The organism is Pseudomonas sp. KH_050, assembly GCF_057838875.1.
The window spans coordinates 3,279,095-3,304,977 of the sequence record NZ_CM174478.1 but is presented as its reverse complement, the minus strand read 5'-3'; the positions used below and the strand labels follow the sequence as shown (position 1 = coordinate 3,304,977).

The following is a 25,883-nucleotide window of genomic DNA, read 5'->3' as shown; positions in this document are numbered from 1 at the left end:
AGGCATTGCCAGGGCATTGAACATGCCCTGGTCAGTGGAAGTGTCACCCTCGCGGGTGAGTGCTAAAAAATTCCAAGGGGGCCATCAGTGGAGCCGGATCGACTGGCTCCCGGTGCTTCGCAGCAGGAAATACGACAGCGCCGGAATCAGGATCAGTGCCCCGAGCATGTTCCAGATGAACATGAAGGTCAGCAGGATGCCCATGTCGGCCTGGAACTTGATCGGCGACCAGGCCCAGCACACCACGCCGGCCGCCAGGGTTATGCCGACCAGTCCGACGACCCGGCCAGTGAAGGCCACCGCATTGCGATAGGCTTCCGACAGCGACATGCCGCTGCGCTGGTAGTGCAGCTGCACACTGAGCAGGTACAGCGCGTAGTCCACGCCAATGCCTACCCCCAGGGCGATGACCGGCAGCGTCGCGACTTTCACGCCAATACCCATGATCACCATCAGCGCCTCGCAAAGGATCGAGGTGAGCACCAGCGGCAACAACGCCACCAGCGTCGCGCGCCAGCTACGGAAAGTGATCAGGCAGAACAGCGTCACGGCCAGGTAGACATAAAGCAGCATGGTACGGTTGGCCTCGCGCACCACGATGTTGGTCGCCGCTTCAATGCCGGCGGTGCCGGCGGCGAGCAGGAACTGGCGATCCTCGGTGCTGTTTTCCCTGGCGAAGGTGTCGGCGATGGCGACCACTGCGTCGAGCGTTTCGGCCTTGTGGTCCTTGAGGAACGCGATCACCGGCATCACCGAACAGTCGGTATTGAACAACTCCGGCGCATTGACCGAGGCCTGTTGCGCGGCGTAGTTCAGCACGTTCTGATTGCGCTGGATGCTGTTCAGCTTGGGGTTGCCCTCGAAGGAGCCGGCAGTGATCTGGCGTACCGCGTTGACCAGCGATGAAGTCGCTTGCACACCCGGGTGTTGCTGCAGCTCCCAGGCCAGGCGGTCGGCCAGGATCAGCGTCTGATAGTTCAGGCAGCCTTCGGCCGGGGTCTTGATCATCACTGCGAACAGGTCGCTGGACAGCGCATAGTGGCTGGTGATGTAAGCGTTGTCGCGGTTGTAGCGTGAGTCCGCGCGCAGCTCCGGGGCACCACTGTCGAGGTCGCCGATTTTCAGCTGCAGGCTGACCACGAAACCTGCGATGCCCATGACCACGGCACCCAGCACAATGCCCAAGGCCCACTTGGGCGTGGTGAAACGGTCGAGGAAATCCCACAGTTTGCCGAAACCGCGATGCTCGGCGGCCCGGCTATCGATCTTCAATGCACGAGCGGCGGCCTTGCGACCGACGCCGATATACGAGAGGGCCACTGGCATCAGCAGCAGCGAGGTAAAGATCAGCACGGCCACGCCGATACTGGCGGTAATGGCCAGGTCCTGAATCACCGGGATATCGATCAGCATCAGCACCGCGAAACCGACCGCGTCGGCCAGCAGCGCGGTGACGCCGGCGATGAACAGGCGACGGAAAGTGTAGCGCGCCGCCACCTGTTTATGGGTGCCGCGGGCGATGTCCTGCATGATGCCGTTCATCTTCTGCGCGGCGTGGGACACGCCGATGGCGAAGATCAGGAATGGCACAAGGACCGAGTAGGGATCGATGGCGTAACCCAGCCAGGCGACGATGCCCAGCTGCCAGACCACCGCCGTCAGCGAACAGAAAATCACCAGCAGGGTGCTGCGGATGCACCGGGTGTAGAGGTAAATGATCACGAACGAGGTAATCACCGCCAGGCCGAAGAACATCATCACCTGGATCAGGCCATCGATCAGATCGCCGATCAATTTGGCGAAACCGATCACCCGGACCTTGTACTTGCCCTCGCCCTCCTCCCCGGCCTTGCGCGCCTTGCTGTCACCGGCGAACTCGATCTTGTCCCGCAATTGCTCTTCGAGAACCCGGGCGAACTGATGATAGTTGATGCCTTGCCCGGTGGCCGAGGCCCTGTCCAGCAGCGGCACGATCAACATGCTCGATTTGAAGTCGCTGGCCACCAGGCTGCCAACGATGCCGGCGCGGTTGATGTTCTGGCGCAGCTGCTCGATGTCTTCGGCCGAGCCCTGGTAGGTATCGGGCATCACCGGACCGCCCTGGAAGCCCTCTTCGGTGACTTCGGTCCAGCGCACCGCCGAACTCCACAGTGACTTCATCCAGGCGCGGTCGACCCCTTCAGTGAGGAACAAGTCGTCGTTGACCTGCTTGAGCACGCTCAGATACTCGGGGTCGAAAATATCGCCCTGGGTGTTCTCCACCACGACCCGCACCGAACTGCCCAGGCCGCGCAATGACTTGCGGTTCTCGAGGAAATTCTGGATATACGGCTGGCTCTGCGGAATCATTTTCTCGAAACTGGGACGCAGTTCCAGGCGGGTCGCCATCATGTAACCGAGCACCAGGGTGATCAGCGCCATGAGCAGCATGAACAGCGGACGGTGATTGAACACCCACCGTTCCAGCAGGTTACCGGTGCTTCGATCGAAGTCATGCAAGTCGCAAATCACCGGCATGGTGTCTTGCTTGATATTGCCCATGTCAGGGTACTCGCTCTAATTGATCCAGTTCTTATTCGACGCGAAGCGCACGCGCACCACGACTGCCCACCAACACCAGCGAGCCATCGGCGGCCAGGGTGGCGCCGGCTACCGGTGTCTGGTTTTGCTGCGCCACCCCTTGCAATCGCGTGCCATTCTCCTGGCTGAGCAGCATGTGCCCGGCCTGGGTGAAAAGCCGGTAGCGGCCAGCGGCGTCCAGCGTGGCTGCGGAGATGCTGACCTGCAGGCCGGTGTTGAGCGGGCTCCAGCTGGCACCGCCATCGGTGCTGCGAAACACATGACCGCGCAGACCGTAGGCCAGTACTTCCCCAGGTTTGCCGACCACACCAAAAAAGCTGCCCTGATAAGGTGTCTGGACGGCCATGAAACGCTGGAGCGAGTCATCCCACTTGAGCAGCAGGCCCTGTTCGCCGGCGATGTAGAGCGCGTCACCGGTGGAGGCGATGGCGTTGAGGTGCAAGCCCTGGGGGTTATCGGTACGGTCCTGGAAAGGCGTCCAGTGCTGGCCGCCGTCTTCGGTACGCAGGATCAGGTTGAACGCACCGACCGCATAGCCGAGTTTGTCGTTGGCGAACCAGACGTCGAGCAGCGGTTTGTCGGCGCCCTCTTCGATCAGCCGCTGGCCATCGCCGACAAGCTGCGCCCAGAGTTCGTTGGCCGGTTCGGCACTGGCCAGCGCGCTGTAATGCTTGACCAGTAAAGCGCCGATCTCACGGCCGTCCAACTGTTTGGTCCAGGTGACGCCGGCATCGCTGCTGTGCAGCACCACGCCATCGTTGCCGACCGCCCAGCCCTGCCCGGCGGAGGAAAAATGCACGGCATTGAGGTCGGCACTGACCGGCACGGCGGCCTGCTGCCAGTTCTGGCCGGCATCATCGGAAAAGAGAATGTGGCCACGCTGACCGACGGCGACCAGGCGCTCACCGGCACGGGCCGTGTCCAGCAAGGGACTGCGCACCGCCAGGGCACTGGTCCTGGCCGGCAGATCCAGCACGTCAATGTAGCTGGCCGCCTGGGCGACACCCTGCAACAGTGCCAGCGTGGCGCCCAGCGCCAGCAACACGTACTTCTTGTACGAACACATACTGCGTCCTCTTGAGGGAACTGCGCCGGGGCTACGCAGAGTGCAGCCCGGCGTTGGAATCAGGCGCCCTGGACAATCGGCGCCACACCGACAGGCGTCCGGTCAGACTGCCGGGGCAGTCGACCGAACGGGCGCTTTATCACAGTGTGTCTAGCGAATACCGGCCCCCGCCAGGGACTCCGGCGACCACTGCGCCTTGGACAGCGAATCGATGTACCGGATGCCGCCGTAAGGACCCACCACTCCGTTGATGTTGTAGGAGCCACCGACCAGGTCGTAGATCATGAAAGGCGTGGAGTCCGGAACCTGCTTGTCATAGCTCTGGCTGAGGAAAGCGAAGGATCCACGGTAGAGCTGGCCACGCGCGTCGTACTGGTCGGAGGCCAGAGCGGCCCAGCTGTCTTCATCCAGGTAGAAGCGGCGCTTCTGGTAGATGTGACGTGCGCCGGCCTTGAGGTTGCCCTCCACGACCCAGACACGGTGCTTCTCCCAGCGCACGAAATCGGGTGCGAGGTGGTTGGGGGTGGTCAGCGTCTTGGGATCCTGGGCGTAGGTCAGCTTGTAGGTGTTGTAGGGCACGATCATTTCCTGCTTGCCCACCAGCTTCCAGTCGTAGCGATCCAGCGCGCCGTTGAACACGAATACATCGTCGTAAGTGCCGGCGCCGGCGGTACCGGGGTTCGGTGTGTCATAGGCCAGGTTCGGCGCCAGTTTGACCCGACGCTGACCCGGCAGGTACTGCCACGCGCGGCGCGGCTGCTCCAGCGGGTTGGCGGCGTCCTTGAGCATGATCGCCTCGCCGGCCCTGCGCGCGGGGCCGGTGTAGTACAGCTTCATCTGGTAGTACACGTCGGCACTGCTGATCGGCTGCGCCATGTTCTCGTAGATCGGGTAGGTAATGAACGCCTGGCCGGTGGTCGCCAGGCTTGGCACGCCGGCCGAGTCGACGTTCCAGGAGTCGTACTTGGAGTTGATGTTGACCCCCTGGTAACGCAGCAAGAAGTTCCACATGGCCTCGCTGCCCGATTGCGGGATCGGAAACGGTACGCCGGGCAATACGTTGTCGATGGCCAACCCGCCTTCAAGGGACTTGGCGCCGTTGGCATTCTTCAGACTGTTATCCAGCACCGCCTGCGGCAATGCTGCGGTGCGGTGGGTCGGATAAACGTCGACGCGGTAGCTGGGGAAACGCTTGGCCAGCTCCACGGTGGTGGCACTGAGCATGCCCTTGTACTGGTCGACGTTCTTGCCATTGATCACCAGCAGCGGTTTTTCCCCGGCAAAGGGGTCCGGGCGCATACTGTCACCCGTCTTGAAGCTGGCCGGGGCAGTGTTCAGGCCGCCGTTATAGGCGGGAATGGAACCGTCGGCATTACCGGCCTTTTCGGCACCCACCAGGGTCAGGCTGCTGCCCAGTCGGGCCGCCTCCGGAGCCGATACGGCTGCCTGTGCATGCGTGGCAATGGTCATGGCCAGGGAAGCGGCCAGCAGAGTTTGGACGAATTTCATTTTGTTGTTCTCCTGCTTAATGACTAAGCAATGGGTGAATCAAAAGGTGGTTTTCAGCGTCAGGTACAGCGCGCCACGGTCTTCAGTGGTCGCGCCGCCTCCCGAGAAGGCCGAATAGCCACCGGCATAGCAGGCATAGTTCTGGTTACCGCTGAAGGCGTTCGGCGTGGAGCCATCGCCACTGCCGGCATTGGCAGCACCGGTACCGATCCCGCTGACATCGCACTTGTCTGCCTCGCCGAAGGCATCCACGTACTTGAGGTCGACAAAGTATTTGTTGTAGACGGCAGCACCGACGCCGAGCGCATAGTTGCCGGTGTCTTTCGCACCACCGCCGGACACCGGTGAAACGCCGTCCAGGCCGACGTTGACGGACATCGGCATGCTCAAGTCGACCCCAGGGAACACCTGGTACCAGGTCGGCGTGAAGTTGACTGCGATACCCCAGTTGTCCCGGGTCGGCGCATCAATGCCGCGATAGCTGCTCTTGCCCTTGTAGAGCGCCTCGTTCTTGCTATCGAGCTTGAGCAGGTTGCTGTAATACAGCTCGCCGAGCAGGACGGCCGAATCGAACAGCGGTGTCTTGGAAATGGTCATCAGACCGTTGAGCGTCCAGTGCAGCGTGTCGCCGGTGGCGCTCATGCTGTCGCCTTTGCCAGGGGTGTCATAGACGATACCGGTGGCCGCCGTACGCGCAGGCAACAGGCCCAGACCTTGACCCAGACCCAGCGGCCCGGTGGAACTGAGCACAGCCGGGATGCTGGCCAGCGGCATGTTGTGGCGGATGTTCAGGTCACTGCCGACACTAATCCCCGCCACATCCTTGGACAGGCTGAAACCGAAGACGTCGATGTCGTCGCCATAGGCCAGTTGATAGGTGGCGGTGCTCAGCGAGTTCAGCGTATTGACGACAGCCGGCACCATCCCCGCTGGCGGCGTACCGTTGGCATTCGCCGAACTCAGCCCGGCGCCGTTCAACCAGGCCTGCGGCAAAATATCCGAGGTCTTGCGGTAGTAAACGCCCAGCGTACCGTCCAGCCATTGCGGCGACCATTTGGCCATCACCCCCCAGTCGCCGTGCTTGTCCGGTTTCAAATCATGCCCACGACGCACATTGGTCAGCCCGTTGCAGGGTGCCAGGCCACAACCCAGCGGGCTTCCAGGTACCACGGCATTGGTATTGCCCAGCAGGAAAGACTGCGCGCCAAACCCCACCAGATCCGAACCGCCATAGTAGGTGCCGGCCTCAGGCAGGCGCGCGGCATTCCAGTCCAGGAAGTACTGGGCGCCCAGGGTCAACTCGGGATTGACGGTGAAGGACATCGACACCTGATTGCGCGGGACGAACAGTTCCTTGGCCTCGGTACCGGGGGACGCTGCCAGCTTGGCCAGATCAAGGCCGGACTGGCCGTAGCTGACCGAATGCACCGGGTTCAGAATGGTCTCACCCCAGAACACGTTGTGTTGCCCGGCCTTGATGCTGAACAGGGACTCCTCACCCACTTCGGTGCTGTAGAAGACGAAGGCATCCAGAATCTCGCCGGAGGGACCGGTGTAGTAGCGCTGGGCGTAGTTGCTCAGGTGAGGGCTGCCATTGCCGACATTGTCCCGGGTGACCGCGCCAAGACGCGGATCATTGGCGACCAGGCCCGAAGTTGATCCATTGCCGTTGACGAACGGATTGGAATTGGAGCCGGTGTTTTCATACGCCTTGTCGTACCAGCTCGCGGCACTGACGCGAAAACCCTTGTTGCCTTGATGGACCACATCCAGCTCGGTCAACAGGTCCACACGGTTGGTAATGTTGGTGCCGGACTTGCGGAAGTTGTAGTCGCCGTCGTTGTTGTTCGGCGTCCCCAGCATGCGCCGGTCCGCGCTCTCGGTGCGCACGCCGTAGTTGTACTTGACGGTGTTGTCAAAGCGCACGGCCCAGTCGGGATTGCCGGTGTCGAGCTCAAACCCATGGGCAACCGGCACGCAAGCAGCAAGGATAGCCAGGGTCAGCAGGCTGCGATGTGGGGGGTTGTGGCTATGACTCTTATTGTTATGCATTGCGTTGTCTCCGCCATGTTGTACTTGTTTTTAAGCGCAGCTTCCCTTGCGTAAGCCCTGGTGAAAGGGCCTGCGTTTTTTTCACGCGTTAGAGCAATTACCGGACGCGTTGCGACCGGCCAGGTGCCTGACTAGCGATCCAGTTCCAGAATGAGTGCTTCGGCCTGCGGCCAGTGGCCAAAGCCCGAAGCCGGATTGAGGTGGCCGACTTCGCCGAGGTTGAGCAGTTCGCTGTCCCAGTCGCGGGCCATACGGGTGACTGCCTCCAGGCTGGCCAGGTGATCGTTGGTGCTGCCCGCCACGAGGCTGCGAAAAGGGAGCGCGCCGGTGGGCAGAGGGGCCCAGCCATTGGCTCGAAGGGTTTGTGGGGCTGGGTAGCCCTGCGGCCAGGTAGCATCGAGGTCGGGCGGCGCGACCAGCAGAGCACCCTTGATCGGGCCGCTGTGCCGGGCTGCCCAGTGCGCGACCATCAGCACACCGGCGCTGTGAGCGACGAGAATCACCGGCCCGTCGATCTGCGCAAGTTCGTGCTGGAGGGCACGCACGCGAGCGGCGCAGTCGAGCTTGTCGGTTTCAAGGGGTGGCACGCTGCGTACCTTGCTCAACCTGGCCTCAAGCAGAGTTTGCCAATGCTCGGCAACATGGTCGCGCAGGCCCGGTACGATCAGAACGGTTGCGGCGGTTTGCAATTTGTTCACGTGAACACCTTCGTCTTCTCGATGACTCGACTGGCTGTTTCGCCAGACTCTTTTTGTAGTGCCGACATTAAAGAGCCCCCCTCCTGCGCGCTTATCATTTGACGTCAGTGACTTTTCTTTTGATGACAAATTTCTCGTTGCGCCGATTTGCCTTGGGGCGCAAAAAAATACGGGAGTCAACGCGCAGCTCACATCCAGAACTTTTCATTTCATGACTTGCTGGATATAGCCAGTCACGTTAATTTCGGTTGCAACCACAACAAGAAAAAGCTCCTACATGACCAAGCTCGTACGCGCCGCCGTGTTGACCAACTACCTGGAGGTAGCGCAGCACCTGGGGTTGAACCCACAGGTCCTGCTGGCCGATGTCGGTTTGAGCAAAGCCCTGTTGCAAACCCCCGAGCACCGTATTCCCATCGATGCGGCGGTGCGCCTGCTGGAAAACTCGGCCTATGCCAGCGGTTGCCAGTCCTTTGGCTTGAGCATGGCCGAGTCACGCCAGCTCTCCGATTTTGGTGTTGTCAGCCTGCTGCTCACCCATCAACGAACGCTGCGTGATGCGTTACAGGTGCTGGTGCATTACCGTCATCTGATGAACGACTCGTTGGCGATCTTCGTCGAGGAAGCGGGCAGAATGGTGATCATCCGCGAGGAGGTGGTCACCGGGTCGCCGATGCCCTGCCGACAGGCCAATGAACTGGCAATCGGGGTGATGTTCCGCCTGTGCGCCGCACTGCTCGGAACGCATTGGCACCCCTACAGCGTCAACTTCACCCACCAGCCCCCCGATAATCTGCAACTGCATCGCCGGCTGTTTGGGTGCAATCTGGAGTTCGGCAGCGAGTTCAATGGCATTGTCTGTCCTGACGCCAACCTTGACATCACCAATCCCCATGCCGATCAGGGTATGGCACGCTACGCCCAGCGTTATCTCGATTCGCTGCAACGCGATGAAGGACCTTCGACCCTGTTCGAGGTACGCAAGGCCATCTACTTGCTGCTGCCCATGGGACGCGCCACCATCGAGCAGATCGCCCAGACCCAGGGCATGAACGTGCGCACGCTGCAGCGCCGGCTGAAAGAAGATGACTGCACCTTCAATGACCTGATCAACGACGTGCGTCGCGATCTGGTGTTGCGCTACCTGGAGAACCCGAGCTATTCGCTGAGCCAGGTTGCCGACATGCTGGGATATTCCATGGCGAGTTCTTTTACCCGCTGGTTCATCACGCAGTTCGGCATGCCGCCGGCGTCCTGGCGTAGCACGCAAAAAAAACCATCCGTCAAAGCGCCGACTGAAACAGGCACCCTTCCCGACCGCACAGAGCCCTGAGGGAGCCGGTGCGCCGTGCGCATGGGGGACCGGGAATCAAAAAAAACGGCGACTGCCGTCACAGTCGCCGCAAAGGAACCGGTGCCTGTGGCTCCGGTCGAGTGCCCCACTGCGCCATGAAGTAAACGCAGTGCGGGCGCAAGAGGGTGCAACCCGTAGCAGGGCTTACAGCCCCCAGTGCAGCAACAGCAGCACCAGGACCGCGAGGAACACCGTTTCCCCCACCATCAGCAGGATCGGCTTGATACCGACCGCGGCGAGCTCCTTGAGCTGAGTCTTCATCCCCAAGGCACTGATGGACACCACCAGGCTCCAGCGCGACAGCTCGTTGACGGAGTCCTGCACCGCCGGGGCAACCCAGCCGGTGCTGTTGATGCAGGCGAGAAGCAGGAAACCGACGGCGAACCAGGGCAGCAGCGGCGGCCGTTTGGCCGTCGGGTCGGCGCCCTGCATACGCGTGATCATGGCGGCGCAGAGGATCACCGGTAGCAGCATGGCGACACGCATCAACTTGACCACCGTGGCCGTATCGCCGGTCTCGGTGGACATGCTGTAGCCGGCGCCGACCACTTGGGCGACGTCGTGGATGGTGGCGCCAAGGAACACCCCGGCGATTTGTGGCGACAATGAAAACCAGTTGGCAATCATCGGGTAAAGGATCATCGACGCGGTGGAAAGCGCCGATACACCGATCACGGTGAACAGTGTGGCGCGCTCTTTCTGCGGATGATTGGGCAACGCCGCGGCCAGGGCCAGCGCCGCCGAGGCGCCACAGATCGCGGTAGCCCCTCCGGTGAGCATGCCGAACAGGCGCTGGAAGCCGAGCGCCTTGGCCGCCACCACCGAGATACCAATCGTCACCACCACCAGGATCACCACCAGGGCAACAGGCTTCCAGCCCAGCGCGGCGATCTGTTCGAGGGTGATCCGCATGCCCAACAGGGCTACGCCAATGCGCAGCACGGTGCGCGCCGTGAACTCGATGCCGGCCTTGCACGGGCCCTCGCCGGAGAGAAAGTTCAGCGCCATGCCCAGCAGCAAGGCAAACAACATGACCGGCGCACCGTAGTGCTCGGAGAGGAAAGTCGCCGCCGCCGCAACGATCAGGCTGACAATAAAACCCGGCGCCAGTTCGCGCGTTCGGCTGTGGATGCTGCTCAGAGCAATGGCGCTCATGGCGCGGACTCCTCGGGGACGATAACGATGAATGCCTGGCCGTCGACTACCTCGACCGGATAGTTGGCGACCTTGAGTTTGGTGGAGTTGAGCAAGTAGCCGCTGCGCAGATCGAAGCGCAGGCCATGGGCACAGCATTGAATCACCCGCCCATCGAGGCGCCCGCCACACAGCGAGGCGCCCTGGTGCGGGCAGCTATCGTCGATGGCATAGAGCCCCCCTTCGACGTTGAACAACGCCAGGCTTCTGCCATCGACTTCGAACAGCGCGCGGCCACCGGCCTGCGGGAGTTTGCCGGCAGGCACCGGTATGCGCAGACTCATGACGGCTGCCGCTCGAGCTCGCTATGAAGCAGCACTTCGTACATGGCGCCGAGCAGCACCTCGGCAGGCTGTGCCCCAGCGATCGTCAAGCGACGGTCGAAGTGAAAACAGGGCACGCTGCTGGCAGCCCGTGTGTTGCCGACAAAGGGGCTGGCGTCACCCTGCAGGCAGTCGGCCACGGCGGCGGCGTCGAAGCCGCACGACTTGGCGATGGCCATCAAGGTGTCACGGCACCCCAGGTCCTCACCGTGATGGAAGTAGGCGGCAAACAGCCGTTCGAGCAGGACCTCACGCTGCGCCGTGCTGCCAAGCGAGTTGGCGCGCTCCAGCAGGCGATGGGCGTCGGCGGTATTGGGCATCTTGCCGATGCCGCTCAGGTCGATGGACAGCCCGACCGCCGCGGCGGCCTGCTGTACCTGCGCCTGGCGCATGCGCACGGTTTCGGCACTGCCCAGGCGCTTCAGATAGAACTCGGCGAAGGGTTCACCCTCTGCCGGCAACTGTGGCAGCAGCTGGACCCCTTGCCACGCCAGCGTGATTTCGACATCCGGCTGCTGGCTGCGCAACAGGGCCAGCGCGAGCTCCAGTTGGCGCTTGCCGATCAGGCACCAGGGGCAGATGAAGTCGAAGAACACATCGATATGCAAACGACGACTCACGATTTCACCCCGTATGCCGCTTTATCGGCCCTGTCACTGACGCTATCGCCCTTAAGCCGCGCAATATCGTTGTGGTAGTGGCACTTGGCGTAAAAGAACACCGCCGCCGCGGCGATGCTGACCAGTGGCACCAACTGGAAGGCTGCATGCAAACCGATGAAATCGGACACCTTGCCGGTGATGAACGGCCCCGGAGCCAGCCCCAGCATGTTGTTGGCCAAGGTCAGCGTGGCGAAGGCAGTGCCGTGGACTGAAGAGTGGGTCAAATTGGCAACCATTGCCCCGGCAGGCCCGGTAGTACCGGCGACAAACAGCATGCCCAGGCAGATCAACGCCAGTTGGGCGGACCCCGCCGGCAGGGCAAAAGCCAGCGTCAGCAGCAGGCAGCTGCCCAGGCAGTAAGCGATGGCCAGGGCGATCTTGCGTTCCGGCGATTGGCGACACAGACGGTCGCTGAGCATGCCACAGAGAATCATCCCCACACCGCTGCACAGCACGATGATCGCCGCGACAGCACCGGCCTTGTCCGCACCCATTTGGTAGTAACGGTTGAGGTAGCTCGGCATCCACACGATCACGGTGCCACCGACGAACAGCTGCAAGCCGCTGCCGACATAGGCGCCGATCACCGAACGACTGGAAAACAGCGTGCGCAACGGACGCTTGACCGCTGCAACGGCCTTGTTCGCGGCCATGGCGGCGCGCTGTGGGGCGATTCGCGCTTCCTTGACGATGATCGGGTAAAGCCCCGCCAGCAGCAGGCCGAACAGCGCCATGCCGGCGAACGACCAGCGCCAGCCCAGCTTGGCGGCGATCACTCCGCCCAGGGCCATGCCCAATACCGAACCGAACATGCCTCCCGCCATAAAGGCACTGGAGAGCGTGGCGCGCATGTGTCTGGGAAAAACCGAGATCACCACCGCGATACCGACGCTGCCGTAGGCGGCTTCGCCGACGCCGACCATGAAGCGGGCAATGAACATCTGCTGGTAATCCTGCGCCAGCGCGCAGCCCAGAGTGGCCAGGCTCCACAGCAGCGCCATCAACGCCAGGCTTTTGACCCGCCCAAAGCGATCCGCCATCAGCGACAGGGGAAACGTCAAGAGGCCAACCATCAAGGCGACGATGCCACTGAGCAGGCCGAGTTGGCTGTCGCTCAGCGCCCACTCGCTCTTGAGCAGCGGGAACACGGCATTGAGCACCTGCCGCGACATGTAGTCGGAAATCAACAGGCCGAACGTCAACGCGAAGACGATCCAGGCGTATTTACGCGCAACACCGACCGAGCCTGGCTCGTCATCGTCTGCTGCACTGGGGTGAAAGGCCATGCTGCCTCCTCGGGGTTTTGCTGCTACTTATTATTGTTGTAGGGCATGTCGACCTTGTGCCAATGCAGCGGGCGAGCAGCCGTCGGCCTCTCGCCCGCTGCCGGTCAGCCGCGTTGCGGCACGCCTTTCTGGCCAGCCTTGCGGTTTGGCGACATGCCGTTGGCCAGCAGGGTTTCTTCGATGCTTTGATACTGCACACCGATGCGATAGATCTCGCGCGCTTGCTGGCCGGTGGCGATTTCGCGGCCCAGCTCATGAGCGACGCGCACGGTCTGCTCGATCTGCTGCACCGAGCTGAAGCGCTTGCCCTTCTGATCGATGATCGTGTCTTCGATGCCCACGCGCGGGTGAAGGCCCATGGACAGCGCCATGACGTTGAATGGCAGGACGTTCTTCAACAGCGACTCGGCGGTCAGGGTGCAGCCGTCCGGCGCACGGTGGACGAAGTTGAAGAAGTTGAACGGATTAGGGCCATCGAAACCACCGCCGATGCCGATCCAGGTCAGGTTCAGCGGCCCCTTGTAGACGCCCTTGCGTACCAGGCGCTCGAGGGTCTCCATCGCATGCATGCCGGTCAGTTGAAAATGCGGCTGGACGCCGGCCGCCATCAGGCGCCGCAGGTGTTCCTCGACCCAGGCCGGGCCGGCCGGTACGGTCATCTCGCTGTAGGCGGCCTGAAAGGCCGGGTTAGCCAGGGAAGTGCCTTCCAGGTATTCCGGATAGAGCAGCTCCATGATGTTCATCTGGGTGGTGTTGATTGCCACGGTGACCTGGTCCGGCTTTGGCGTGAGCTCGGCCAGCATGTGGCGGGTATCGTCGGACAACCATTTGGCGGCTTCGCCATCGCTTTCGGGGGCGAAGGAAATCGAGCCGCCGACCTGGATGATCATGTCCGGCACGGCTTCACGGACGCCGGCGATCAGTTCGTTGAACTTGGACAGGCGCTTGGAGCCCTTGCCGTCCAGTTCGCGCACATGCAGGTGCAATACGGTGGCACCGGCCTCGTAGCAATCGACAGCCTTCTGCACCTGTTCGTCCATGGTCAGCGGAATGTCTTCGGGGAAGTCTTCCGGCATCCATTCAGGGCCGTACGGGGCGACGGTGATGACCACCTTTTCCATGTTTTCAGGGTGCAGGGAATCGTCGAAGAATTGCATGAGCTACTCCTATTATTATGGTTTTCCGCTCCCCCGGCCGTGCCGGGCAGGCGCGTATGCGAATGCAGAAGCGGTTGATCAGTAAGTCTTGTCACCGATGATGCCGGCGCGCTCCATCTTGCGATGGCAAGGTGGGTAGTCCATTACGGCGTAGTGCTGGGTACTGCGGTTGTCCCAGATGGCGATGCTGTTGGGTTTCCAACGCCAGCGCACCTGATACTCGGGGATGTACGCCTGGCTGATCAGGTAGCGCAGCAGGTCGGCCGCGCCAGGGTTGGCATCCTGGCCGAAGCGCACCCGCTCGGGGGTATGGTAGTTACTCAAGTGGGTGGTGAAGGCATTGACGAACAGCACTTTTTCGCCGGTTTCCGGGTGAGTGCGCACCACCGGGTGCTCGGCGTCCGGATACTGGGCCTTGAGCGCCAGGCGCTTGTCGATCGGCATGGCCGCGCCGAAGCTCGCCTCGATGCTGTGGCGGGCGCGCAGGTCGGCAATCTTCGCCTTCACGTCATCGGGTAGACGCTCGTAGGCCACCACCATGTTCGCCCACATAGTGTCGCCCCCCACCGGCGGGCACTCCACGCACCGCAGCACACACCCCATCGGCGGGGCCTCACGCCAGGTGGCGTCGGTGTGCCAGGCGTTCTCGTAGCGATCCATCGGCTGGTCCGGGTTCTTGTAGATGCGCACCAGGCCCGGGTGATCCGGGTCACTGCCGGCCACCGGATGATCCTCCAGCTCGCCGAAACGCCGGGCGAAGGCGACGTGCTCGGCGCGGCTGATGTCCTGGTCGCGCAAGAACACCACCCGGTGCTTGAGCAACTGGGCACGAATCTCGGTAAAAAGACCCTCGTCATGGAGGGCGTCGGCGAGGTTGACGCCGACTAATTCCGCGCCAATGTTGCTGGTCAATTGTTCGACTTTCATGGCAGGTAGCTCCCTTAAATGACGAAAATCGACGAGCCGGTGGTCTTGCGCGACTCCAGATCACGATGGGCCTGCACGGCATCCTGCAATGCATAGTGCTGGTTGATCTCGATCTTGATTCGACCGCTACCGACGTGATCGAACAACTCACCGGCCAGGGCGGCCTTCTCCGCCGGATCGGCGATGTAGTCGGCTAACGCCGGGCGGGTCAGGAACAGCGAACCCTTCATCGCCAGCATTACCGGGTCGAAGGCCGGGATCGGACCGGAAGCCGTACCCACGCAAACCATCAGGCCGCGGCGCTTGAGCGAATCCAGAGAACCCATGAAGGTATTCTTGCCGACGCTGTCGAACACCACGTTGACGCCGACGCCGTCAGTCAGGTCGCGAACGCACTTGGCAACGTCTTCGTGGCTGTAGTTGATGACGTGGTCGCACCCATGGGCCCGGGCGATTTCGCCCTTGGCCTCGGTGGACACAGTGCCGATTACCGTCAAGCCGAGCAGCTTGGCCCACTGCGAGACGATCAGACCGACACCACCTGCGGCGGCGTGCAGCAGAATGCTGTCGCCGACCTTGAAATTGTAAATGCGGCGCATCAGGTACGATGACGTCAGGCCGCGCATGGTCATGGCCGCGGCGGTCTCGAAGCTGATGGTTTCCGGTAATTTGATCAGCGGCGCGGCCGGGATCAAACGCTCGGTGCTGTAGGCGCCCAGGGTGTTGAGAAAACCGGTGTAGGTGACGCGATCGCCAACCGCCACATGGGTTACACCCTCGCCGACCGCCAGCACCACACCGGATGCTTCGACCCCCATGCCGTTGGCCAGCGGGATCGGGTAGGTACCATTGCGAAAGTAGGTGTCGGCATAGTTCAGGCCGACAGCCACATGACGAAGACGAACCTGTCCCGGGCCGGGTTCGCCAACCTCGACGTCTTCATAGCGAAGGACTTCGGGACCACCTGTTTCGTAGAAGCGTACGGCTTTGGCCATGCCTGTTTTTCTCCAATCTGCGATTTTGGCGTGAATTGCGCTGATTGGACTGTAGGCCGCAGGCTGCCTGATCGCTTCTCATCAGACGACAATGGCTTTTCATTTCGTGACAAAGGCCATTGCCACAGGGGCAGTCGTTTCAGTCGGGTCCATCGTTCCTCAACAGACTGCGAGAACGACTTGCCTGTCCGGCGTCTATGCTGACTGCCAGAGGCAATCAACCGCTGGAGTGGGTCAACGCTTTGGGCAGCGCAAGGAGTTTCCGATGGCCGACTCGAGCAAGAAAATGAGCCTTGTGGGGCTCACCACACTGGTGACCGTCAACATGATGGGGTCGGGCATCATCATGCTGCCGACGAGCATGGCTCAACTCGGGGCTGTCTCGCTGCTGTCATGGCTGATCACCGCGATTGGCTCCATGGCCATTGCCTATTGTTTCGCCCAATGCGGCATTTTCTGTCCGCGCTCGGGAGGGCTGTCGGCCTATACCGAAGAGGCCCATGGCAAGTCAGGGTTCTTCCTCTGTTCGTATCTGTACTTCCTCTCGCTCGCCATCGCCAACGTGGCCGTCGCCATCTCCGCCGTGGGTTACCTGACGTCCTTCGTACCCTGGTTGGGCAGCGGCGCCACTGCGCTGTTCATCGGCACGGTTGGGCTGATCTGGCTAACCATCGTCGCCAACTTCGGTGGCCCGAACATCACCGGCAGGATCGGCTCGATCAGCGTCTGGGGGGTGATCGTCCCGGTGGCGGGCTTGAGTCTCATCGGTTGGTTCTGGTTCAAGCCCGAGGTGCTGGCCGCCGCCTGGAACCCGAACCATCTGCCGCTCTCCGAGGCCATCGGCAAGACGATCCCGCTGACGCTCTGGGCTTTCCTCGGCATGGAGTCGGCCGCCCAGGCTTCCGATGCGGTGGAAGATCCCAAGCGCAACGTGCCGCTGGCCTGCTTGTTCGGCACCCTCGGCGCGGCGGTAGTCTATGTACTGTCGACGACGGTTATCCAGGGCATCATTCCCAACGCCGAGCTTGCCAACTCATCGGCCCCCTTCGCTCTGGTTTACGCGCGCCTGTTCAATCCCGCGATCGGCAACCTCATCATGGCGCTGGCGGTGATGGCCTGTATCGGTTCGCTGCTGGGCTGGCAGTTCACCCTGGCGCAAACGGCCAAGATGACCGCCGACCAGGGTATGTTCCCGAAACTGTTCAGCAAGGTCAGCGCCCGGAATGCGCCAATCATTGGCATGATGGTCTGTGGCGTGTTGCAGACCGTGATGGCCCTGTCGACCATTTCGCCCAATGCCAGCGCCCAGTTCAGCAAACTGGTCAGCCTGGCGGCGGTAACCAATCTGATTCCCTACGTGACCGCCCTCACCGGCCTGCTGGTCATCATGTACAAGGCCCAGGCAGCCTCGTCTGTGTACACCCGCAACACCCTGGTATTGCTGATCGCCATGGCCTATTCGTTGTATGCCCTGTATGCCTGCGGCAAAGACGCGGTGTTCGGTGCCACCCTGGTCCTTGCGTTCGGTTACCTGCTCTATGGCTTCCTCGCCAAGCGCTTTATCGATGAGTCGCCAACCGCTCAGGCCAGGGCCGGCAATCCTTAGGCGGGGTCTTCAGGACTGCCCAGACATCTGACAGGGAACCAGGATATGAACGTACAACTGAGCAAACCCACCCACCTGCTGCTTGCCTGGCTGCTCACGCTGGTGCCGGTACTGACCAGTGCCAATACTCTTGAGCGCGTACGCGCGAGCAACACGTTCACCCTGGGCTACCTGCCGGACTTCGCACCGTTCAGCAATCAGGAGGGCGACAAGGCCAGCGGTTATGCCATCGAGCTGTGCCTGAAAATCGCCGAGAAGGTCAAGGCCGACCTGGGTTTGCCGGCGTTGCAGGTGCGCTACCAGCCAGTCAGGCTCGCCGATGAGATCAGCGCCGTCAGCTCGGGCAAGGTCGATATCCTCTGTACGCCGACACCGCCAACCCTGGAACGACGCAAGACGGTGAGTTACTCGGTGCCTATCTACACGGCCGGCCTCTCGACAGTGGTGCGTGAGGATGCACCCGAAGCGCTGCTGAATGTGCTCAACGGCAAGGCGGCCCATAGCGGTCCGACCTGGCGCGCGACCGTCAACCGTGGCCTGGCCAACCAGACCTATGCCGCCACCGCTGGCGGAGTCACCGAGGCGTGGATCCGTCAGCAGATGCGCTTGCTCGGTGTGGTGGCGACACTGGTCACGGTCGAAAACACCGACGCAGGCCTCAAGCGGGTCGCCGAGGGCAAAGCCGATGCTTTCTTCTCTGAGCGCATGTTGCTCAAGAACCTCCTCGGTAAGGATTACCCCGCCGGAAATCTGATACTGCTGGAGCGTATTTTTGAATACTCACCGACCGCAATGGTGGTGGAACGAGACGATGAGGATTTCCGTTTGCTGGTCGATACCACGCTGAGTGAAATGTACCGTTCGGGCGAGATTGAGCAGGCCTACGAAGAGTACCTGGGCGGCGCCAGCGATACGGACAAGAAGTTATTCAAGGTCTATGCGCTGCCATAGGACAGAGCATTGCTGATCTACCGAAGAACGAAAAAAACCCGGATATTTCAAATACTTCTTATTAACGCTTGGCTATTGCCTTAATGCATCTGTTGCGTCAAACGTTGACTTTTAACTGAGCTAAAAGTTCCATCGGCACGACGAAAGAAAAAAACATTATAAAACAGATGGTTAATAACTACGAAGCCAACTATTTGATAGAAGGCCTGTTTTTTGACGGGTAGCGTTTGACAGGCTGCCTTGAGTGGTCGATAAATACATCGGCCTTTCAGTATGGGCGTGGGACGAGCGTGTAACTTTTATCGATATCCGCCGATCCTGGCATTCAGGCCGCGATTGAATTGATTGTTTTTAATGGGCCGAATGTCCGGACCGTGCGGTAGCTTTGTCCTCGAAATTTTCCACCTTTACCCGCGATCACTTGCTTCATTATTGATACAACCCCCGTCACTCGCTTCATTATTGATACACACCCCCGTTAATAAGAATTAGACACGGATGTTTTGCACTATTCCAGGGCCTTGATAGAACTGCCACAAGCTTAATGGCATCCCTACTGCACGAGCAGTCGGGTGCTTGACCATTCGCCATATACGGAGCTTGCCAACATGCGAACAGTTAGCACCCCTGGTTCCAATTGGTATCTTTTGCAGTGTAAGCCGCGCCAGGATGGACGGGCCCAGATCAACCTGCTGCGACAGAACTATGTGATATTTCGCCCGCAAATCGTCAGTGAGCGCCTCATTCGCGGCAAGCCGCATAAGGCCCTGGAGTCGCTCTTCCCCGGGTATCTTTTCATTCAGCTGAGCCATGACGACAACTGGGGCCCGTTGCGTTCTACTCGCGGCGTCAGCCGAGTTGTCGATTTCAATCACGGCCCGGCAGTAGTGGCCGATCCTGTCATCGAGCATCTGCGCGCGCGGTGCTTTAAACCACTGGAACTGCCTGCAACCCACGCACTCACGCCTGGCGAAACGCTGCAAATAATCCGTGGCCCACTGTCGACATTCGAAGGTGTTTTCTTATCAATGGTCGGCGCCGAGCGAGTCATGATTTTGCTTCAGTTTCTAAATCGAGAACAGCAGGTCCGTGTTCCATTGAGTAACCTCGAACGACAGCAATCTTGATTATATATGTCGCGATTTATAGTTTTGAAATGCCTGTCATTGGGATGTGAACATCAACTTAAAATAGACATCCAGCGCCAGCATCATTAATCAATCAACAAACTGAATCGCTGTTTTGCACTGTTCGAGAGAACTATTGCTGCAGGAGCAATGACATGGCATTGAAGTCACAGGGCCCTTTCGCACTGATCATGGCCTTTTCATGGCCTGGAATGGCCTGGGGCCTCGCTCCGCAGCCTATTGATTTCTATGGACTCAACTTCACGCCAACGCTGCAGCTCGCAGAAAGTTATGACGACAACTTTCGCGAACTGGACCAAAACTCCCAGTCCTCGCTGGTGACCAAGTTGGCGCCCTCCTTCGAACTCAAGGCTGAAGACCGCAACAGTGCCACCCGACTGACCTGGCAGCCAGCGCGGTACATTTATCATGACGAGTCAGATGCCTCGTACACAGCCCAACGGGTACGGGTGGACAGCATCATGGAGTTCACCGACCGTCATCGCCTGAAACTTGACGTGGAAGGGCGTAAATACGAGCGTACGTATTCGACCGCGGTCGATGGCATCAACGACAAGATCCGCAGTGGCCGCGTTGGTGGCCTCTATACCTACGGCGCCAAAAGCGCTGCCAATCAGATCGATCTGGGGGCAAGTTACGCTCAACTGCGCTACGGCAACTCCGACGGTATCAACGACGACAAAGAGCGCAATACCACCGGCCTGACCACGACCTGGTACCACCGCATAGGCAGCAACACCCGTGGCCTGCTGGAGTACGACCACACCATTTTCGACTACATCGAATCCGACAGCCGCCTCGATAGTAAATCCGACGCAGTGCTTGCCGGTGCCGAATGGGACTTCAGCGCACGCACTACCGGTAAGGTCCGCGTTGGTTATGAGCGAAAGAACTTCGATGACAGTGATGTCAACGACCTCGACAATCCCACCTGGCAGGTGGACCTGCGATGGAAACCACGAACTTACTCGACCTTTTCCCTGCTTGCCCGCCAAGCCATGGCCGAGGGCGACGATGGCGCTGACGCCGTCAAGTCCACCTATGCCCAGCTCGGTTGGCGCCATGGCTGGACCGAACGGATCACCACGGTGGCCGAAGCCGGGCTGGGCCGCTATGTCTACGAGGGCCAGGACCGCACCGACGACCTTCGTGACCTCAACCTGGCCCTGGTGTACGCGATGCGCCGCTGGCTGGATATCGAGCTCGGCTATCGCTACCGCGACGACGACTCCGATGCCGACAATCAAAGCTTCACCCGCAACATTTTCCTGATCAGCTTCACCGTAAGTCTGTAAGAGGACTTCTTCATGAACTCACGCATCCTTGGCCTGTTGTTCGTGTTGTTGCTGCTGCTGTTGCCCGCGTGTTATGCCGCAGACCCCGGGGTCCAGTACAAACTGGCCTCTGGCGATGTGCTGCGCATCACCGTATACGGTGAGCGGGACCTGAGTTTCAAGGAGATCCGCCTCAACGATGCCGGAACGTTTTCCTACCCGTTTCTGGGTGAGATTGCCGCCAGGGGGCTTACCCCCAATCAGGTCGAAAAGATCATCGTCAACGGGCTCAAGCAAGGTTATCTGGTCGACCCCAAGGTCAGCCTGAGCCTGATCACCTACCGCTCGTTCTACATCAATGGCGAGGTGCAGAAACCCGGCAGCTATCCGTTCGAGCCTGGTTTGACCCTGGAAAAAGCCATCGCCTTGGGCGGTGGCCTGACCGAGCGGGCCTCGATCAAGCGCGTGACCATCGTGCGCGGCGATGGCAGCCCGCCCCTGACCGACACGGTCACGCGCAACACCGTCATTGCCCCCGGTGACACCATCTCCATTGCACAAGGCTTTTTCTAATCATGGACAACAGCCCCAGCACCTACGTCGAGCGTCCGCTCCAGCCGCATTTGCAGCTGCATCAGCCGCACAGCGAAGAACAGGACACCCTTGATTTTCTCAAACTGTGGAGGGTGATCTGGCGCGCCAAATGGAACATCGTCTGGTTGGTACTGTTTAGCTGTGCGCTCGCAATGGCCGCGGTGTCCCTCATCACCCCACAGTACATCGGCAGCGCCACCCTGCTGATCAAGGAAAAAACCCCACCGCTGCTGGCCTTCCAGCAAGTAACGGAGTCGGCCAGCAATGCCGTCGATTACCTGCAGACACAACAAGCGCTCCTGCAATCGCGGGACCTGGCCGAACGCGCGGTCAAAACGCTCAACCTCACCACCCACCCGGTCACCGACCCACGCCAGCAACCGCAGCCATGGTTCACGCCGCGCAAGTGGTTGGCAAACCTTGACCTCGACCTATGGCTACCAGAACTTGGTTTTTTGACGCCAGTGCAGCAGCTCGTACCCACCGAAGAAGAGGTTTTCAATGAAGTCACGCAAAACCTCATGCGGCGTACCAGCATCAAATTCGTCGGCAAGAGCCAGCTCATCGAAATCCAGGTGGAGCTGCCCGATCCTGGTCTGGCTGCCGCTGCCGCCAACGCGCTTGCCCACGGCTTCATCGATAGCCAGCTCGACAACAGCCTGAAGTCCTCTCAGACCACCACCAGCTGGATGAACTCACGCCTGATCGAGTTGCGCAACAACCTGCGCAGTGCCGAAAAAAAGCTTCAGGGCTACCGGGAAGCACAAGGTCTGGTCGACGTCGACGGTGTCGCTACCATCAGCGCCAACGAACTGGAAATGACCAGCAACCGCATGATCGACGCCCGCCGTAACCGCGCCGAAGCCGAGAGCCAGTTCCGCCAGGTGCAGGCCCTGAGCAACGGCGACCTGAGCCGGCTCTCCAGCGTGCCCGCGGTCTTGAGTAACCCTTTGGTGCAGCAATTCCAGGCTGAACAGGCCAAGGCACAATCCAGGGTCGAGGAGTTGTCGGGGCGCTATGGTCCAAAACATCCGACCCTGCTCGCTGCTCTCGCTGAGTTGCGTACTGCCACCACCAGCCTGCGTCTACAGGTACAACAAGTGGTTGCCAGCATCGAACGGGAATACCAGCTAACCCAGGCCAATGAAGCCTCGCTGCGTAAATCCTTCAACAGCAACAAGGCGCAACTACAGGACATTTCGCGCAAGGAGTTCCAGCTGCGTGAGTTCCAGCGTGAGGTCGACAGCAGCCGTGCGCTGTATGAGACCTTCATCACTCGTTTGAAGGAAACCGCGGCCACGTCAGACATTGACTCAACCAAGGCACGTATCGTCGACCCTGCGATTGCTCCTTTAGAAGCGAGCAAGCCCCGTAAAACCCTGATAGTAGCGATTGTCGCACTCGTGGCTGCGGTGATCGGCATTGCGCTGGCCTTCTTGTTCGAAACCCTGAGCAACACCTTCAATACCGACGAAACGATTGAAAGCACGCTCAACATACCCCTGCTCAGCGTGGTGCCGCTGGTCACGAAGAAAAGCCGCCGGCAACTGGCACGGTTGTTCGACGACAACGACCATCCGCGTTTTTGCGAGACCATTCGCAACCTGCGCACCTGGCTGATGTTACACGGCGGCGACATGCCGTCGCCGGTGGTGCTGGTCACTTCGACCGTGGCCGGTGAAGGCAAAAGCACCATCGCCAACAACCTGGCATGCTCGCTCTCGCCCCTGGAACGGGTCCTGTTGATCGACGCCGACATGCGCAAACCGACCCTTTCGCTGAACTTCGATTTTCCACCAGACAGCCCGGGGTTGGCCAACATCATCGCTGGCACTGCCCGGCTCGAAGACTGTATCCGTACGGTGGGCAATCTCGACATGCTGCCGGCAGGGAAGCTTTCGCCGGCCCCGCTGGATCTGCTCAGTTCGCCACGCCTGGCCCCCTTGCTCAAGGCGCTCAAGTCGCGGTACCAGCACATCATCATCGACTCTCCGCCCGCCCGGATGGTCAGCGACTCGCTGTTGCTGGCCAAGCATTCGGACGTGGTGATCTACGTGGTCAAGGCTGAAAGCACTACGGTCAACCAGGTGCAAAAGTGCCTCGCCATGCTGCAGCAGAGCCACTCGCCGGTGTTTGGGGTGGTGCTCAACCAGGTTGACCTGAGGAAGGCACGCAAGTATGGCTACAGCCATGGCGACACGTTCAGCAACTCCGACTACTTGTCTCGATAACACCGGGAGCCTGAGCCTGCTGTAGCCCCCTTCCAGCCATCAACACAACCTGCTTCAGCTCATTCGAGCCAAACACCAGCGTGCGGGAGCGAGGGCATCCAGCACCCGATCGGCGCCGATGCATAACGAGAGATTGAGCCGATGACATCGCACTATTCCGCGCAAATGGCCCACCGCCGAGGCCTGACCTTCTGGGGCCAGTGGCTGTGCGCGCTCAGTCTGGTCAACCTGCTGCTCATGCTGCTGGTGTACTGGCGCGTCGGCAGTCTGAACAGTGAATACCGCATTCTGATGATTCTCACTGTCCTCGGCTCAGTGCCGATCTACAGCGTCATGGAGGTTTATCACAAGCGTCATGGGCTATTGTCCGGGCTCGGCCGGTTACTGGCCGCCTGGTTGATCCTGCTCGCCGTGCTGATCACCATTGCCTTCATATCCCAGACCAGCGTGATTTTCTCGCGCCAGGTCATCATCGTCTGGGCCGTGCTCGGTTTCCTGATCCAGGCCGTCAGTTTTTTGCCCCTGCATTACCTTGCGAGGCGGTATTCGCGCAAGCTCTGCAACGAGCGCCGCTCGGTGATAATCGGCACCTGCCAAACCGCACACAAGCTGGCCAAGAAGCTTTCCAGACCGAACCGCGCACTGGTGCTGGGTTTCATCGCAGCCGCCGACCAAACCGGCCCGGCACCGAGCATTCTGCCGCTGCTGGGCCGCGTCGACGAGATTCGCGAGATCATCACTCGCCTGGAAGTACGCCGCGTCTATATCGTCCTGCCGATGGCCCAGGCGGCAATCATTGAAGCCCTGTACATCGATCTGCTGGACATGAGCGTCGACGTGGTCTGGATCCCTGATTTCGGCAGTATGGTGCTGCTCAACCAGTCGATCTCGGAAATAGAGCGAATGCCGGCAATCTACCTCAACGAAAGCCTGATCAGTTCGCACCCCGGCAGCCTGCTCTTCAAGGATCTATTCGAACGCAGCCTGGCCGCCGTGGCCATCATTGTGCTCAGTCCGTTGCTGCTGGGCGTTGCTGTGGCCGTCAAGCTCTCCTCACCCGGTCCGGTGTTGTTCAAGCAAAGCCGTCACGGTTGCAACGCCGAGGTGATCAAGGTCTGGAAGTTCCGTTCGATGCGCCTGCACGACGACCCTGATGTGCGCCAGGCCACTCGTGAGGATGACCGCATCACCCCGCTTGGGCGCTTTTTGCGCCGCAGTTCCATCGACGAGCTGCCGCAGCTGTTCAATGTGCTGTTCGGTGAAATGGCCCTTGTCGGCCCCCGACCGCATGCCGTTACTCACAATATTTACTACACCGGCAAGGTGCGTGCCTACATGGCCCGTCATCGTCTCAAACCGGGCATTACCGGGTTGGCCCAGATCACCGGGCATCGAGGCGAAACCGAGACCCTGGAAAAAATGCAACAGCGCGTCGCCCAGGACCTCAACTACATCAACCAATGGTCGCTGTGGCTGGACATCAAGATCCTGCTCAAGACGCCCTTCACGTTGTTCTCGAAAAACATCTACTGACATCGTGCCCGAACGGGAGTCAGCCCATGATCAGGCTGGAATTGATTGAGCAATACACACCGGGTTTGCTGGAGGCCAACAAGGCATTTTCCTTCATTAATTTTGCCTCCATCGGCAGTTTCTTCGACCAGCGCCCGAACACCATTGCCTATTTTTGCGACGGCCTGCTGATGTCTGTGTTTATGTCTCGCGTTACCGGCCGGACGATCGGCCGGGTCAGCTTCGACTTCACTTCCATCGCCGATCCGGTGTTCAGTTACGCCGAGAAACACGGCAAGCGTGTGTATGTGGTCGGTGCCAGGCAAGCCGAGCTGGAGCTGTTCATCAACAAGATCAAGCTCCGCTACCCGGCGTTGATGATCGCCGGTCAGCACCACGGCTACTTCGATGCGCCACGGGCCGCGTGCATTCAAGCAGACATCTGCCGCAGCGAAGCGAACATCCTGATCGTCGGCCTCGGTGCCGGGCTGCAAGAGCAGTTCGTGGAGGATGCCCTGCACGCGGGCTTCAGCGGTGTGGCATTCACCTGTGGCGGCTTCATTCGCCAGGAGGCCATGGCCACTGATCATTACTACCCGGAGCCGATCAACCGCCTGCATCTGCGCGCGTTCTATCGAATGTACCGCGAACCGCACACCATCAAGCGCTACCTGGTCGACTACCCGAGCAACTTTATTCATCTGTCGGAAATGATCGTTCGGCACAAAGTGGCGATCAACATCACTGCACCCTGAGCGCCGGGT

General features: G+C 60.5%; 21 protein-coding genes. 9 read left to right on the top strand and 12 right to left on the bottom strand.

Annotated elements, in window-relative coordinates; translation table 11 throughout:
• Positions 1–84: 84 nt before the first annotated feature.
• From AC3IUA_RS15205 to AC3IUA_RS15185, 5 genes are all read right to left on the bottom strand, one after another.
• The gene (locus tag AC3IUA_RS15205; RefSeq protein ID WP_489362174.1) at positions 85–2,541 is read right to left on the bottom strand and encodes an efflux RND transporter permease subunit; all 2,457 of its coding nucleotides are present in this window, start codon (positions 2,539–2,541) and stop codon (positions 85–87) included.
• 31 nt (positions 2,542–2,572) lie between these two features.
• Positions 2,573–3,646 carry a WD40/YVTN/BNR-like repeat-containing protein gene (locus tag AC3IUA_RS15200; protein WP_489362173.1) on the bottom strand — a complete coding sequence of 358 codons (1,074 nt, stop codon included), beginning with the start codon at positions 3,644–3,646 and terminating at the stop codon, positions 2,573–2,575.
• 150 nt (positions 3,647–3,796) lie between these two features.
• On the bottom strand, positions 3,797–5,155 hold the full coding sequence (locus AC3IUA_RS15195; RefSeq protein WP_489362171.1) for a DUF1329 domain-containing protein: 1,359 nt from the start codon (positions 5,153–5,155) through the stop codon (positions 3,797–3,799).
• A gap of 39 nt (positions 5,156–5,194) precedes the next feature.
• A complete protein-coding gene (locus tag AC3IUA_RS15190) occupies positions 5,195–7,207 on the bottom strand; it encodes a DUF1302 domain-containing protein (RefSeq protein WP_489362169.1) in 2,013 nt (670 codons plus the stop codon).
• Between the two features lie 131 nt (positions 7,208–7,338).
• The gene (locus AC3IUA_RS15185) at positions 7,339–7,905 is read right to left on the bottom strand and encodes an RBBP9/YdeN family alpha/beta hydrolase (RefSeq protein WP_489362167.1); all 567 of its coding nucleotides are present in this window, start codon (positions 7,903–7,905) and stop codon (positions 7,339–7,341) included.
• A 277-nt stretch (positions 7,906–8,182) separates the two neighbouring features.
• Between AC3IUA_RS15185 and AC3IUA_RS15180 the strand changes: the two genes are divergently transcribed.
• The gene (locus tag AC3IUA_RS15180) at positions 8,183–9,238 is read left to right on the top strand and encodes an AraC family transcriptional regulator (RefSeq protein ID WP_489362165.1); all 1,056 of its coding nucleotides are present in this window, start codon (positions 8,183–8,185) and stop codon (positions 9,236–9,238) included.
• 165 nt (positions 9,239–9,403) lie between these two features.
• Here the strand turns inward: AC3IUA_RS15180 and AC3IUA_RS15175 are convergent, their stop codons facing one another.
• From AC3IUA_RS15175 to AC3IUA_RS15145, 7 genes are all read right to left on the bottom strand, one after another.
• Positions 9,404–10,414 carry a YeiH family protein gene (locus AC3IUA_RS15175; RefSeq protein WP_489362163.1) on the bottom strand — a complete coding sequence of 337 codons (1,011 nt, stop codon included), beginning with the start codon at positions 10,412–10,414 and terminating at the stop codon, positions 9,404–9,406.
• Positions 10,411–10,737 carry a Rieske (2Fe-2S) protein gene (locus AC3IUA_RS15170; RefSeq protein WP_489362161.1) on the bottom strand — a complete coding sequence of 109 codons (327 nt, stop codon included), beginning with the start codon at positions 10,735–10,737 and terminating at the stop codon, positions 10,411–10,413. Before AC3IUA_RS15170 ends, AC3IUA_RS15175 begins: the two co-directional genes overlap by 4 nt.
• Entirely contained in the window at positions 10,734–11,396 is a 663-nt protein-coding gene (locus AC3IUA_RS15165) for a DsbA family oxidoreductase (protein WP_489362159.1), read from the bottom strand. Before AC3IUA_RS15165 ends, AC3IUA_RS15170 begins: the two co-directional genes overlap by 4 nt.
• Positions 11,393–12,724: an MFS transporter gene (locus AC3IUA_RS15160; protein ID WP_489362157.1), complete on the bottom strand. Its 1,332-nt coding sequence runs from the start codon at positions 12,722–12,724 to the stop codon at positions 11,393–11,395. Before AC3IUA_RS15160 ends, AC3IUA_RS15165 begins: the two co-directional genes overlap by 4 nt.
• 104 nt (positions 12,725–12,828) lie before the next feature.
• Complete coding sequence (locus AC3IUA_RS15155) at positions 12,829–13,881, bottom strand: beta-keto acid cleavage family enzyme (protein ID WP_489362155.1); 1,053 nt, start codon at positions 13,879–13,881, stop codon at positions 12,829–12,831.
• A gap of 78 nt (positions 13,882–13,959) precedes the next feature.
• Positions 13,960–14,808: a TauD/TfdA dioxygenase family protein gene (locus tag AC3IUA_RS15150; RefSeq protein ID WP_489362153.1), complete on the bottom strand. Its 849-nt coding sequence runs from the start codon at positions 14,806–14,808 to the stop codon at positions 13,960–13,962.
• Between the two features lie 14 nt (positions 14,809–14,822).
• Positions 14,823–15,803, bottom strand: coding sequence for a quinone oxidoreductase family protein (locus AC3IUA_RS15145; RefSeq protein ID WP_489362151.1), 981 nt, complete (start codon positions 15,801–15,803; stop codon positions 14,823–14,825).
• Positions 15,804–16,068: 265 nt separating this feature from the next.
• On the opposite strand from AC3IUA_RS15145, the gene potE reads away from it, so the two are divergent.
• From potE to AC3IUA_RS15105, 8 genes are all read left to right on the top strand, one after another.
• On the top strand, positions 16,069–17,409 hold the full coding sequence (gene potE / locus AC3IUA_RS15140; protein WP_489362149.1) for a putrescine-ornithine antiporter: 1,341 nt from the start codon (positions 16,069–16,071) through the stop codon (positions 17,407–17,409).
• A gap of 45 nt (positions 17,410–17,454) precedes the next feature.
• Positions 17,455–18,360, top strand: a complete 906-nt coding sequence (locus AC3IUA_RS15135) for an amino acid ABC transporter substrate-binding protein (RefSeq protein WP_489362147.1) — start codon at positions 17,455–17,457, stop codon at positions 18,358–18,360.
• A gap of 608 nt (positions 18,361–18,968) precedes the next feature.
• Positions 18,969–19,487 (top strand): transcription/translation regulatory transformer protein RfaH, encoded by a 519-nt coding sequence (gene rfaH, locus AC3IUA_RS15130; protein WP_489362145.1) that lies wholly within the window; start codon positions 18,969–18,971, stop codon positions 19,485–19,487.
• 155 nt (positions 19,488–19,642) lie between these two features.
• Positions 19,643–20,803 (top strand): outer membrane beta-barrel protein, encoded by a 1,161-nt coding sequence (locus AC3IUA_RS15125; protein ID WP_489362143.1) that lies wholly within the window; start codon positions 19,643–19,645, stop codon positions 20,801–20,803.
• A gap of 12 nt (positions 20,804–20,815) precedes the next feature.
• The gene (locus tag AC3IUA_RS15120; RefSeq protein ID WP_489362141.1) at positions 20,816–21,355 is read left to right on the top strand and encodes a polysaccharide biosynthesis/export family protein; all 540 of its coding nucleotides are present in this window, start codon (positions 20,816–20,818) and stop codon (positions 21,353–21,355) included.
• 2 nt (positions 21,356–21,357) lie between these two features.
• Positions 21,358–23,607: a GumC family protein gene (locus tag AC3IUA_RS15115; protein WP_489362139.1), complete on the top strand. Its 2,250-nt coding sequence runs from the start codon at positions 21,358–21,360 to the stop codon at positions 23,605–23,607.
• A 141-nt stretch (positions 23,608–23,748) separates the two neighbouring features.
• Complete coding sequence (locus AC3IUA_RS15110) at positions 23,749–25,140, top strand: undecaprenyl-phosphate glucose phosphotransferase (RefSeq protein ID WP_489362137.1); 1,392 nt, start codon at positions 23,749–23,751, stop codon at positions 25,138–25,140.
• A gap of 26 nt (positions 25,141–25,166) precedes the next feature.
• Entirely contained in the window at positions 25,167–25,874 is a 708-nt protein-coding gene (locus AC3IUA_RS15105; RefSeq protein WP_489362135.1) for a WecB/TagA/CpsF family glycosyltransferase, read from the top strand.
• The last annotated feature ends 9 nt before the right edge of the window (positions 25,875–25,883 follow it).

Excerpts from the sequence above, each read along its gene's own strand:
- AC3IUA_RS15205 (WP_489362174.1), bottom strand. The coding sequence starts at position 2,541 with ATGGGCAATATCAAGCAAGACACCATGCCGGTGATTTGCGACTTGCAT.
- AC3IUA_RS15200 (WP_489362173.1), bottom strand. The coding sequence starts at position 3,646 with ATGTGTTCGTACAAGAAGTACGTGTTGCTGGCGCTGGGCGCCACGCTG.
- AC3IUA_RS15195 (WP_489362171.1), bottom strand. The coding sequence starts at position 5,155 with ATGAAATTCGTCCAAACTCTGCTGGCCGCTTCCCTGGCCATGACCATT.
- AC3IUA_RS15190 (WP_489362169.1), bottom strand. The coding sequence starts at position 7,207 with ATGCATAACAATAAGAGTCATAGCCACAACCCCCCACATCGCAGCCTG.
- AC3IUA_RS15180 (WP_489362165.1), top strand. The coding sequence starts at position 8,183 with ATGACCAAGCTCGTACGCGCCGCCGTGTTGACCAACTACCTGGAGGTA.
- AC3IUA_RS15175 (WP_489362163.1), bottom strand. The coding sequence starts at position 10,414 with ATGAGCGCCATTGCTCTGAGCAGCATCCACAGCCGAACGCGCGAACTG.
- AC3IUA_RS15170 (WP_489362161.1), bottom strand. The coding sequence starts at position 10,737 with ATGAGTCTGCGCATACCGGTGCCTGCCGGCAAACTCCCGCAGGCCGGT.
- AC3IUA_RS15160 (WP_489362157.1), bottom strand. The coding sequence starts at position 12,724 with ATGGCCTTTCACCCCAGTGCAGCAGACGATGACGAGCCAGGCTCGGTC.
- AC3IUA_RS15155 (WP_489362155.1), bottom strand. The coding sequence starts at position 13,881 with ATGCAATTCTTCGACGATTCCCTGCACCCTGAAAACATGGAAAAGGTG.
- AC3IUA_RS15150 (WP_489362153.1), bottom strand. The coding sequence starts at position 14,808 with ATGAAAGTCGAACAATTGACCAGCAACATTGGCGCGGAATTAGTCGGC.
- AC3IUA_RS15145 (WP_489362151.1), bottom strand. The coding sequence starts at position 15,803 with ATGGCCAAAGCCGTACGCTTCTACGAAACAGGTGGTCCCGAAGTCCTT.
- potE (WP_489362149.1), top strand. The coding sequence starts at position 16,069 with ATGGCCGACTCGAGCAAGAAAATGAGCCTTGTGGGGCTCACCACACTG.
- AC3IUA_RS15135 (WP_489362147.1), top strand. The coding sequence starts at position 17,455 with ATGAACGTACAACTGAGCAAACCCACCCACCTGCTGCTTGCCTGGCTG.
- rfaH (WP_489362145.1), top strand. The coding sequence starts at position 18,969 with ATGCGAACAGTTAGCACCCCTGGTTCCAATTGGTATCTTTTGCAGTGT.
- AC3IUA_RS15125 (WP_489362143.1), top strand. The coding sequence starts at position 19,643 with ATGGCATTGAAGTCACAGGGCCCTTTCGCACTGATCATGGCCTTTTCA.
- AC3IUA_RS15120 (WP_489362141.1), top strand. The coding sequence starts at position 20,816 with ATGAACTCACGCATCCTTGGCCTGTTGTTCGTGTTGTTGCTGCTGCTG.
- AC3IUA_RS15115 (WP_489362139.1), top strand. The coding sequence starts at position 21,358 with ATGGACAACAGCCCCAGCACCTACGTCGAGCGTCCGCTCCAGCCGCAT.
- AC3IUA_RS15110 (WP_489362137.1), top strand. The coding sequence starts at position 23,749 with ATGACATCGCACTATTCCGCGCAAATGGCCCACCGCCGAGGCCTGACC.
- AC3IUA_RS15105 (WP_489362135.1), top strand. The coding sequence starts at position 25,167 with ATGATCAGGCTGGAATTGATTGAGCAATACACACCGGGTTTGCTGGAG.